The following is a 12,679-nucleotide window of genomic DNA, read 5'->3' as shown; positions in this document are numbered from 1 at the left end:
GGTTTTCGAATGAATAAAAATCGATTACTTTTGTCTTTGACTATAAAAAAATCCTATTGAGTTTAAAACTCAATAGGATTTTTAATTTTATGGGAGAGATAGAATTATTGCTTTTCTTTGCGTAGAAATGAAAAAAGGAGTCCTCCTAATAGTAGGAGTACAACGATACCACCACCAATCCACATCCAAGCATTCTGTTTTTGAAGTGCAGGAACCTCGTCCGTGTCTCCAATGAGAATGTACGGACTCCACAAGAAGGGGTGTGCTGTAAAATGCGATGCTTTTTGAATATAATCAATTTTAGAAAGACGCAATGCTTCATCTTTATCTTTTCCTTGTTGTAGGTAGGTATAATAACTTTTAATAATGTTATAAGTAGATTGATCGTTAACACTCCATAATGTTGTAAAAATACTTTTGGTACCTGCATACGAAAAACCTCTAGCCAAACTCATAATCCCTTCTCCTCTAAAATTTTTTCCCAAGGCAGTTTCGCAGGCACTTAAAACAACCATTTCTGCATTGAGCTCTAAATTGTACAAGTCACTTACATATAAAAACTCGTTTTCTTCCTCATCTTCTACCTCTGTAAATGCCAATAAAGAATAATCAGGATCATTACTATTGGCCATACCATGTGTGGCAAAATGAATAATTTTATAATCCGAAGCAATTGCTTTAAATTGATTTTCGGTAGCATCTTGATCTTTGAAAATAGTTCCTGTTCCCAATAGGTGGTTGATGTTTTCTATTTCAGGTTTGTTATAGGCCAACGGAGATAAAGCAAAACGTTTACCTCGAATAATACTAACCGCACTTTCTCCAAAAGAAGGAGCAAAACCAACATAGGTATAGTCTGTTGGTAGATGCTGTTTGTGCATCATTTCTTTGAGAAGCGTAGCCGAATAACAGTAGCTAATCAAATGGTCGTGCAACAAATAAGGATGCGCTTGATAGTTTTCAGGTTCGTCAACTTTTTGAGTCAAGAGAGGCTCGAATGGCATGTCGCACATTGGTCCTGCAGGAATAATTATCAAGCGATGTGGCAATGTGCCTAGAGGCGCAACTAAGTTTTGATATAGTTGGTATGCTTGATCGGCATATAGATTGGCATATTTAGATTTCATCTGTTCGCTACGATCCTTGCTAGACAAAAAGTACCCATAAATGCTTTTTCTAAAATCGCCAACTTGATGGAGCATATTTTCTTGAACATCTAAGGTGAAAACTTCAAATTCTGTTTTGGTAATTTTAAAGGCAAAAAGACTTGAATCTCCGACAAAATACTCTACAAAACCTTGGTCTTCTTTTAATAATTCACGCATTTGGGTCAAATTAAGAATTTCAAGCTTGTATTTGGTATTATAATACTGTGGGTGATTGCGTTCTAACTCTTTTAAGAAATCTTGATAAATTTCTTTTTTTAGGAAAATACGCTTTTTTAACGCTGCTATTTGGTCTGCTAATTTAGGATTGTTCTGTTGTGTTAGCAAAAAGACTTCTTGTTGCAAATCAGCAATATCCAATTTAAGTTCTCGTTCCTTTATCAAATCAGCTTCGGGGAGTCCTGCGACTTCTTTGGCTTTCGTATTTTGAAAAGATTCTAATAAAGTCAAGCCTTTGCTTTTCTCAGAGTAATACAGCGCCAACTCTTTGTGCATAGGGTCTCCTTTCTCCTTGAAAAGTGCTAGACAAATCTCAATACCATTTTCGTACGCATCCAAGGTCAAGTCCGACCAAGCAATATTAGAGCCACTAGTAGAGAAATCAGCGCGAATGTGATTGACCATTTCATCAAACAGGCGGATTGTTTTTAGCGCCGCATCTAGTTTTTTGGAGTCGCCATGACCATATTTATAATATAAAAACCAAGTACGTGCCTTGGCGGCCAAAACATCTGTTATGGCATCATAACTCAAACTACTTTTGCTTTGTTCTAAATTGGGCAAGTGCCAGTAATCTGTATTGTCATAATCTTGAATGATACTAATCAATTGTTTCTGGTGAAAATTAAGAGCCGTTTCAAAGTCTCCTTTAGAACGATAAAAGGATGCTGTGCTGGCTAGAGCCTTAAAGTTTTCAAGGCTTTTAGAATCAAATGCATGGATGCTCATTTTAGTGCCTTGGTTTAGGGCTGCTTCTGCCTCTGTAAATTGTTTCTTAGCAACCAGTACAGAGCTTAAATCAAATAAGATTTGAGTACTATAAGCATTCTTTTCTGGCAATTCAGAGGTTGCAATTTTTAATGCTTTCTCATAATAAAATTGAGCAGAATCTAAGTAAGCAGCATCATAGGTTTTTCCTTGCCCAGATCGCAAGTAGGAATAGGCAATGTTTCGGTAACAATTAACTTGGTTAGTATAATCAAAAGCAGCTCCTTTAAATAAAGCCAATGCTTGTTGGAGGGCAATAATATCTTCCCCTTCTTGTTTTAATTCCGTCAATGTAACGCCTTTTTCAAGATAAGCCAGTCCAATGGCAAAGTAGTCTTTTGATGCATCTGACTCCAAGAGTCGAAGGGCTTGGTTTTGATAATCTAGGCTTTTGCGAAAATTACCAATATTCTTGTAATTGATTCCCATTTCAGTATATAAGCGAGCCAATACATTATCATTGTCTTGTAAGGCGATAGCCTTTTCTAAAAATTCAGTGGCTCTACTATTCCGATTGGATAAACGTCCGACAATACCTAAGTTGCCATAGTCACGAGCCAAATCAGGATCTTCTGCATTGATTTTTTCTCTAATTAGTAGAGCTTGTTCTAATGCAGGCAATGCAGCTTTGTAATCATCTTGAGCATAGTAGATTCTACCAATATTCTTATAGATCAAAGACAGTGATAAACCTTCATAGTTAACCGATTCTGCCTTGCTAATATAGTCATTGGCTGAACTTAAGCCCTCTTCATAGTTGCCTAATTGTATCCAATTAGAAATAATATTAACACCGCAATCAAAATATGCATCCCAATTTCCATCTGTTGCATAGCGTTTTGCAGCATCTGAAAAAAGCGTATTAGCTTGTTCAAAACGTTCTGCATCTACAGCTTCGTTGGCTTGTTGAACTAAAGCACTAGCATCCTGTCCAAAAGAGAACAAAGGAAGGATTAGGAAAGGCAAGAGATATAATAAATTCTTCATAATGAAATTAAATTAACACTTGTTGGGAAATGGTCTACAATGTTTCGATGAACAATCTATTCTTTGATGACTTTCTGGCTAAATTGTTTACCGTCAACGTGTAGTTGTATAAAATAAATTCCAGCAGCTAACGTCTGCATTGGCAATTGAGTGCTATAGCTTCCCCCTACGATCGTTTTTGTCGTAATTGTTTGACCATGAGCATTGAATAAACGGATTTCAATCGTCGTAGCATCGGTAAATTGATCAAATTCTACGGTTAATGTATGATTTGTAGGATTCGGATAAATAGAAAAAGCAGCATTAGCATCTATAATTTTAGTAATAGAGTTGGGAGTTGTATATTCTTCGCAAATTGTTCGATCTGGCATGTTACTCAAAATAGAATCTGCTTTTTGATAATTTAGTCGTCCTCCAGATACCAATTTTAAGCTATCGTTGCTTTGCAACACATCTACCCCGTTTAGCAAGGCATATTTAACGGCAAAATAAGTAGCATCAGGATATTTGTCGAACAATAAAGCAGCAGCCCTAGAGACTTGTGCCGTTGCAAAAGAAGTTCCAGAAACACTAACATACCCATTCACACTTCCTGCTTGGGTCGTGTTGTCGGTTGCTTGGGCAGCCAAATCAATAAATGTATTATCATAATTAGAATAAGAAGCTAAGGTGTTGCTATTAGCATAGTTAACAGCGGCAACAGATAAGATATTATCAGTCTGAATGGTATCTAATGGGTCATGAATAGAGTTGGAAGGCCAGTGCATTAATGAATCGGCTCCACTTACTTGTGTATTATCATTTCCAGCCGACGTAACGACTAAGATATCACAATCATTACCAACATAGTCAATCGTATATTCTAAAATATTAGAAGGCTCTCCATAATAGCCCCAGCTGTTATTAATGACTTTAACGCGAGCCGTTTCTCCATTAGAGGTTGTTCGTTCGTAATCCGCAGCATAATACATAGCACAAGCGGCATGAAAAACCGTTCCTTCGCCATTTTTGTCAGTATATTTTAGTGGTAAAATACCTATGCTACCTGCAATGCTACCTGTATCGGGTAGTTGATTTTGTTGACTTAACCCTGTGACAACTCCTGCAATGGCGGTACCATGACCATGATCATCACTAGCATTATTGGTAGAATCTAAGAAATTGTACCCCCAGACCGCATCTTGCATACAACTACTATTTTGAGAAGCGCCTTCTGACACATAAGGTACCAAACTACTATATTCATAATCTAATCCAGAATCAATAATAGCAACCAATGTTTTGGAAGTTGTATTTCCTGAACCACTAGGTAAGTCTACCGTATCAGGCAAGGGACCACTGTTAGCTGCCATTAACGAATAGTTGGGTTCTGCGCTCAACAACTCAGGTTTGCCACTTGCCGCAGAAGCAGAACGTTTGGTGCCTTTTCCGTTTGCCTCGGTCATTGTAGAGGCAGTATCTGATATTTCCCAGAGTTCCAAATTACCACAAACACAAGAAGCAACAGGCTTAGCACCAATAGAATTTCTGCTTTCTTCTTTGATAGAATCTTGCTGCTCAGGACTGTATTGCGCTAAGGTGTCAGGGTGAAATTGTACCACCATTGTTTGACATTGAATTGGTCTCCCCGTAGAATCTGTACAAGGACCTACCTCTATCTTTTTCTTTTTCATACAAAGGTTTAACAAAGGGAAGGAGTCGTTGCTAACGCAAGCTGTAAATAAGCGGTTGTGGTGTACGGTATCGGTGTTATCCAAATTATAAATAGCTAGTTTGTGGCTGTGGGTAGAATCGTTGAGCAAGCCTAAAGCACCTGCATAAGAATTATGTGCCCCCAAACCTGCGGTGAACGTACCATTGGGGTTGACCGTACCAATATGTAGAGGAATGCCTATGGCTGGGTTGATTCGTTCCCAAGTGTATTTATTTCTAAGAACGTGTACCTTTGCTTGTTCGGACTCTATCACATTGCGTCCTGCTTCTATAATAACACTATCACCTTGATTTCTCCTTTTTACCCCACCAATACCGATGGAATCTTGGTTAGAATACCTAAAGTTGATAGGTGCTGTACCTGATTGAGGAGCATAATGATCTTGCGAGGCAATGGTTGTTTGTTTGAACCTAAAGAAACGCTTCAAACGAAACAAATCTTTAAAGTCGAATCTGTTTTGAGCAACATCAATGTCAATAAAGTTGCGAAAACGGTTCGGGTAGTTTAATATTTGTGTAATATGCCCTCTAATAAGCTTGGGTTTTATTTCTGAGAAATTGTTGTCTCGTACACGAAAAACTTCTAGTGGAATATTATAACCTCCATTGGCACTATAATTCTCAATTTGACTCAAGAAAAACCAATCTAGGTTGAGTGATTTTTGCAAATCATTGCTGCTTAAATCCAAAAAACGCAGCTCGGGAAGCCCTTGATAAGCGTATATTCCCATGAATGCTCCAGTAGAAAAGCTGTCTCTTGGCAACGGAAGGGTGCCTATAAGATTGTTATTTGCCAAATTAAGATGCTTGAGTGTCGGAATTTCCTCAAAAAGGGAGAGCGGCAAGGTTCCTGATAGTTTGTTGTGAGATAAGTTGATTACCTCTAAGTTGTTTGGAAAACTTGTTGTGGTTAAGGCAAAAGGATTAACCGTATTGGTATCCATTGCTGCGATGGCATGAAGCTCGTTTAGGTTATTGACAAACTCTAAGCAGTTGGAGATGTCTTGAAAGTTTTGGATACTGTTGTTGTTCATATTCAAAATCGTCAGATTTCCAACAGTGTTTGACGTGATGTTTATGGCTGTGAAATCGTTGTCACCTACATAAAAATACTGTAAGCCTTCCCATATACTATTGGTGATCGTAAATAGTTCAAGGGTGCCTGTAAAATTGTTGTTCTCTAAATGTAATTTATTTAAAGTAAAAGAAGTTGGCAACGAAAATGTGCTCAATGCTGCACTACCTGATCCCATTGTACCAGACATATAAACTCGAGAAAGGCTACCAAAAAAGCTAAATAAATAAGTAAATGTATTGGTATTGCTGTGGGAGAAGTTATTGTTGTTTAGTGCTAAATACTTCAACTGGTGTGCTGAAAATGGAATTTGTGCTTTTAAGTATCCTTGAATTCCTGTTAAACTATTATTACTTAGAATTAGAGAATCTACTTTTTGCAATCCGTCGCCAACAAAGAGCGAGTCAGGCAGGTCATTCTCTAAGTAATTGGGATTGGCACCAACAAAATTATTACCATCTAAATTAATCGTACGAATTCGATAATAAGTAGGAAAGCTTGCGTCGTGCATGGTGTCAATTCCATGCCATTCATAAACATTAGAACCAATCCAACGACTGGTAATTCCATTGGGTAAATTGGAGGCAATATTCCACGAACCAACTCCACCTCCACCATTGGTTGCATCTCGTAGGCGAATTAGAGCTGCACGATCATCTGGATGACAAACTTGTGCCAAGCTTATGGTTCTCCCAAGTGCAAGTAATACTACTACTAGTAATGAATTGAGAAGGTAAGAACGTATTTTTTTTGTGATAGACATCATAAATTTTAAACGAATGGCGGAGCACAAATAATTACAATATTTGCAACAATAGCCGTTAAAAAATAATCATGGTTACTATAGAAATTTGAAATAGTATTGAGGGGGACCGCTTATTTTTAGTCTACTCCAATACAACTGAGTAATACTCATGATTTTCTATTGTGTATTGATTTTAAATTTGTTATCAAGACGCAATAATCCACCAACAAAGTTAATTAAACCCTGATAGGTGTCTAAATAAATTGTCAAAAATGTGTGTGCAGTTAAAAGGAGTCCGCTATTTTGCCTTAGAAAAATGCCATTATAGAAGACAAAAAGTGAAGCTTAGGGTTGTTATACTACCTCATACACTATTTTAAGAATTAGTCCGCTTAATCTACGTAGTAGTCGTGCAGTAGAACTACTATTTAATTGTATTGCGGTTTAATTAAAAGTAGTGTATGAGATCGCAAGCTTAGGTACCAAAAAGATAAAAAATCACATTTATATTAGTTTACTTCGTGAGCGCTGCGCTTTTAGTTAGCTTTGTTACTCCCTACTGTCGTGAACTCGCATAGCTCGGTTCGCTGCTATACGTGGTACTTCGTGAGCGCAGCTAACTATTGTTGAGTACAATTAAAATTTAATAATTTTTTGGCTGTATTGTTTGTTATTAATAGTGACTTGCATAAAATAAATACCAGCAGCTAAGTTTTCTGTAGTAACATTGGTATTGGTGGTACCTGTCGTTAGTCTTTGATAGTGAATTTCTTGACCACTAATATTGAATAACTTGAGTTCAATAGGGTGCGTACTCAATTCATAATCAAATTCAAGTGTTAAGTTGTTGGAGAATGGATTAGGGTAGATTTTGATGGAATGACTTAGTTCCGTTATTTTGTCAACATTTACAGTTATGTTAGGAGTACAAGTTGCTCTGTTGGTAATAATATTGAGAATAGAATCTGCTTTTGCATAATTAATTCGTCCACCAGAAACTAGTTTTGCGCTATCGGCACTAGGTAAAATGTCAACCCCCTCCATCAAGGCATGCTTAACAGCAAAATAAGTAGCATCAGGATATTTGTCAAATAATAAAGCAGCTGCTCGGGTTACTTGAGGGGCAGCAAATGAAGTTCCTCCAACCGTATGGAAGCTATTGTTGCTTCCCGCCAATGCGGTTACATCATTCCAAGGAGCTGCCAAATCAATATGAATGTTGCTATAATTAGAATTAGGGTTCAAAACAGCACCATTAGGGGTTACACCTGCTACAGATAAGATATTGTCGGCAACAATGCTATTCGTGGGATCAAAAATAGAATTAGAGGGCCAGTGGCGTCTTTCTTTGCTACCATGAACCTGAGTGGCATCATTTCCTGCAGAAGCGACAATTAAAATATCGCATTCTTCAGCAGCGTATTCAATGACGTTTTCTAAAACAATACAGGGATCCCCATAATATCCCCAACTTGTGTTGATCACACGCACTTTTGCGGTACCTCCTGTTGTTGTTGGACGTTCATAATCTGCTGCATAACGCAAGGCACAAGCAGCATGGAACAATGAGCCAGCGCCATTTTTATCCGTATATTTTAAAGGTAAGATACCTATATCTGTTTTTAGATTTCCAGTATCAGGAAGGATATTTTGTTGGCTAATACCTGCTACAATCCCTGCAACAGAGGTGCCGTGCCCATGATCATCTGTGGCGTTATTGTTGTCATCAACAAAATTATAACCAAAGGTAGCATTGGGTAAACAACTTGTAGTCGTAGAAGCACCTTCCGATAAATAAGGAGTGAGCGGAGTGTAGTCATAATCCACTCCTGAGTCGATAATAGCTACTAAGGTGCTAGCGGTTGAATTGCCCGCACCAGTAGGTAAGTTAGCATTGTTGGAATTAGGTGAAGAAGAACTTTCTAGCAGAGGATAATTGGGGTCTGCACTTAACAACTCTGGTTTTCCTGAAGCGGCAGAAGCGGCTCGTTTGGTTCCTTTTCCATTGGATTCTAACATCGCCTTAGCAGTATCAGAAAGTGCCCAAAGCTCTATATCCCCACACAAACATTCTTCAATCAATTCCACTCCCAAACTTTCACGAAGTGCTGTCCTAAATGAATCTTGTTCTTGCTGTGTCGAAAACTGTGCTAAACTATCTGGATCAAATTGCACAATAATAGATTGGCAAAAAATATTTGCCCCAGAACTATCGGTACAAAAGCCTACCTCTACTTTTTTGGGTTTGCTATACAAAGTCAAGCTAGGGAAAGAATCATTGTTGATTTGTGCCCTATACAACCAATTACTATGAGTGGCAGAATCCAAAGGCAAAATTGCCAAGCGATGAATATTGACAGCCGTTGTGTCCACGCCAAAAACAAAAGAAGGATCTCCAACAATATTATTAGAGGTTAAATTGGGATTAATTGTACCACCTTGTTGGGCTGCCAAACCTAAGGTTTGAACAACAGGGTTGCCAGTACTACCCCCTACAATATTAGCTGTATCTATGCGTTCCCAAGTATATTGGTTGGTGATGTAATTGGTTTGAGTCTGCTCTTGTGCAATAATACCTGCTCCAGCAGTAAATAAAATACTACTACCAGGTGTGCGACGACGTATTCCTCCGATTCCTATCTCTTTTTGAGGAGCATAAACGAAGGAGGTTGAATCAATCCCTTCTTGAGGAATGTAGTGGTTAAAAGAAACTCCTGATATTTGTTTTAAATTAAATATTCGTTTGATTTTGAATAAATCGCTAAAACCTAAAATATTATTTCCTACTTCGAGTTGTTCTAAATTGTCAAAGCGACCACCAAATGAATTGTTCAAAATAGTGTTGGCTAAAGGATGGTTTAAACTAGGTTTTACAGTATTAAATTTATTGCCATTGGCATAGAATGCCTCAATAGGCATTGTTGAGTTGGATGTATAGTTAAACAATTGATTGCCAAATAACCAATCTATGCGAAGCTCTCCTTTTAATAAATTGTTGCTAATATCTAACTCTTTCAAGTTGTCAAAACCTTCATAGCCGCTGTTGTTTATTGGGGCAGGAATAGTACCTATAGGTTGCGGCAAATTGCCTCTAATTTGGTTGTTATTAATATACAATACCTCTATATTAGGAATACGTTCCACCATATCCGCAGGAAGAACTCCTCTAAGAAGATTGTAAGAAATGTCTAAAATTTTGAGATTTAAAAGAGGTGTTGTAATCGAAAATTCCAGTGAATCTTGAATAGAGACCGTATCTAAAGCATTGTGAGCATAGAGCCACTTTAGAGTTGTCACGTTATTAAGTAAATCTTCAAAAGGCTTGAAATCTTGTAATAGATTGTTGTTGACGCTTAGTTTCTCTAAAATAACCGTTGAAGAAAAGGTGGTAGGAGTTATTAAAGTAGAAAAATCGTTGTCATTGGCATATAAAAAAAGCAATCCAGGAAACCTACTGGTAACGAGCCCTGTTACGTCAAGTGTTCCTGTAAAGTCGTTGTCACTAATATCCAAATGTTCTAAAACCGCTGAGTTAGGTATCGTATAATTGGTCAGAGGAGAAGCATTGGACAGCAAGCTGTTTTTTACATTGAGGACTTCCAAATTGGTCAATCCTTGGAGTAGAAAGACAAAGAAGTCCGTAGTATTGGCGATTGTATTGTTATTAAGGTTGATTTCGGTAAGACTAGGAGGGATTAAGCCAACATATAAATTCCCTTCCATATCGTCAATTCCATTATTTCTTAAGGATAAGGACTCCAAAAAGTTTAGTTGTATATCGGTAATAATAGAATCGGGCAAAATCGTTGTTGTTGTAGCAGGAGCAGCTACTAAACCATCAAAATTAATGCTTTTTACTTTATAAGAAACAGTTGTTGGATCGTATATGGTATCTATATAAGTTGGAATCCAAGTGGATACATTAGGGGAAGCTATACCTGCAACACTACTAAGACCTAAGTTATCTCGCAACTCGATAACCGCAATAGAGTCATTGGTATTAATATTAATTTGAGAAAAGCTAGTTGCAGAGGACAATAGAATCAGTACAACAGGCAAAAGCCATTTGAGAAGTTTCATACGTAAATGGTTTTTATAACCTTTTGTGCGGTGAAAGGTTCGAATTGTGTTTACAATTAAAAAAAGAAGTATCTATAAACTTCTTTTATTTGGGGATAAATAATTTAGAGACTTTTACTCAACCAACTATCCGTATTAAATGTTGTTGCAATAGATGTTTTATGTATAAATATTGCTTATTGTGAATGAGTGGCGTACTAATTTTTCGTTTTTGAAAAAAATGAAAAAAGCACTACTACATTATTTTGATAATCATTTTTGCTAGATTAAAACTATTTTTATTTTGATTTAGTGGTTTGGTTATCAATTGGGTTTGTTTTAGTGTGTGGCGGTTTGTTTGTGCGAAAAGTTAATAAAAAGGTTGTTTTTAATAATGTCCCTTTATTAAAAGGACAATTCAGAATGAGAAAGGTTGCTTTGGAAGTTGGTTTAAATAGAAATTTAATAGCAAAAATTTAGCCGAATTGTCCAAAACAAAATTTAACTTCACGGCAATAAGTGTTTTATTGAACTGAACTTATTTTTTGAACGATTACTTAATTAGTAGAATTAGCATTATGAATTAAGCAAAACGAGGCGTAATTACGTCTACTAATGCTTCCAATTGTGCGTCAAAAAAGCGGTTTCGTAATACTACAAAAGTTATCAAAAGGTAGATTTTTTTGATAGACAAGGAAAGACTCTTAAAAAGACATCTATAAAAAATAACTCAATTAACTACTTCATTTTCTAAATACTGTTTCGCAATGAAAAAAACAGCCTTATACGATAGACACATTAGCTTAGATGCTAAGATGGTACCATTTGCAGGTTATGATATGCCTGTTTCTTATAGTGGAATAATTGAAGAACATCATACGGTACGAGAGCAAGTTGGAATGTTTGATGTTTCTCACATGGGAGAATTTATTATTAGAGGAGAAGGTGCGTTGGACTTGATTCAAAGAGTTACATCTAATGATGCTTCTAAATTAGGAAAAGGCGATGCGCAATACTCTTGTTTTCCCAATGGCAAGGGAGGAATTGTAGATGATTTATTGGTCTATAACCTTGGGGAGGAAGAATATATGTTGGTTGTAAACGCATCTAACATTCAGAAAGACTGGGATTGGTTGACAATTCACAATACTGCAGCTGTTGATATGAAAAACATCTCAGATGCTACTTCATTGATGGCAGTACAAGGACCTAATGCGATAAAAGCATTACAATCTTTGACAGACATTGACCTAGAAGGGATGAAGTACTATACTTTTGTTAGAGGAACTTTTGCAGGTGTCGATAACGTGATTGTTTCTGCGACAGGATATACGGGCTCTGGAGGTTTTGAAATTTATGTTGCCAATGAGGATGCTACCCGAATTTGGGATGCAATTATGGAGGCTGGAGGAGAATACGGTCTCAAACCAATTGGTTTGGGAGCACGAGATACATTGCGCCTAGAGATGGGGTATTGTTTGTATGGAAATGACATAGATGATACTACATCGCCTTTAGAAGCAGGGTTAGGGTGGATAACTAAACTGAAAAAGGATGTTGACTTTGTTGATAAGGATTTCTTGATTGAACAAAAGGCTACAGGTGTTCAACGTAAGTTGGTAGGTTTTGAGGTGTTGGGAAAACGTCCTCCTCGTCATGCTTACCCTATTCTAGATGCCAATGGAAATGAGATTGGAGTTGTAACATCTGGAACCAAAGGACCTTCTGTTAATATTTCTATTGGAATGGGCTATGTTGCCAAGGAGCATTCTAAGAAAGGAAGTTCGATTTTTATTGACGCTAGAGGCAAAAGGATGGAAGCCAAAATAGTTGGTTTGCCATTTCACAAACTAAAATAAAAAAATCTATTTTTAGAAGAATATATTTTGACACAGCTGTAAATCTAAAGATTATAGCTGTGTTTTTTTTTATTTTTTAAGAGTGAAA

At 37.0% G+C, this 12,679-nt stretch carries 4 protein-coding genes; 1 reads left to right on the top strand and 3 read right to left on the bottom strand.

Annotated elements, in window-relative coordinates:
• Positions 1 to 104 precede the first annotated feature (104 nt).
• From CG11_RS08120 to CG11_RS08110, 3 genes are all read right to left on the bottom strand, one after another.
• Entirely contained in the window at positions 105 to 3,140 is a 3,036-nt protein-coding gene (locus CG11_RS08120; protein ID WP_052594942.1) for a CHAT domain-containing protein, read from the bottom strand.
• Positions 3,141 to 3,196: 56 nt separating this feature from the next.
• Entirely contained in the window at positions 3,197 to 6,694 is a 3,498-nt protein-coding gene (locus CG11_RS08115) for a S8 family serine peptidase (protein WP_081909499.1), read from the bottom strand.
• Positions 6,695 to 7,309: 615 nt separating this feature from the next.
• On the bottom strand, positions 7,310 to 10,753 hold the full coding sequence (locus CG11_RS08110; protein WP_052594938.1) for a S8 family serine peptidase: 3,444 nt from the start codon (positions 10,751 to 10,753) through the stop codon (positions 7,310 to 7,312).
• 746 nt (positions 10,754 to 11,499) lie between these two features.
• Here CG11_RS08110 and gcvT point away from each other — a divergent pair.
• Positions 11,500 to 12,591, top strand: coding sequence for a glycine cleavage system aminomethyltransferase GcvT (gcvT, locus tag CG11_RS08105; RefSeq protein ID WP_052594936.1), 1,092 nt, complete (start codon positions 11,500 to 11,502; stop codon positions 12,589 to 12,591).
• The last annotated feature ends 88 nt before the right edge of the window (positions 12,592 to 12,679 follow it).

The sequence above is a fragment of the Aureispira sp. CCB-QB1 genome, from assembly GCF_000724545.1.
Lineage (GTDB): Bacteria > Bacteroidota > Bacteroidia > Chitinophagales > Saprospiraceae > Aureispira.
The sequence above is the reverse complement of the archived record's forward strand: the minus strand, read 5'-3'. Positions and strand labels throughout refer to the sequence as shown.

Coding starts and splice junctions, on each gene's coding strand:
- CG11_RS08120 (WP_052594942.1), bottom strand. CDS start 3,140: ATGAAGAATTTATTATATCTCTTGCCTTTCCTAATCCTTCCTTTGTTC.
- CG11_RS08115 (WP_081909499.1), bottom strand. CDS start 6,694: ATGATGTCTATCACAAAAAAAATACGTTCTTACCTTCTCAATTCATTA.
- CG11_RS08110 (WP_052594938.1), bottom strand. CDS start 10,753: ATGAAACTTCTCAAATGGCTTTTGCCTGTTGTACTGATTCTATTGTCC.
- gcvT (WP_052594936.1), top strand. CDS start 11,500: ATGAAAAAAACAGCCTTATACGATAGACACATTAGCTTAGATGCTAAG.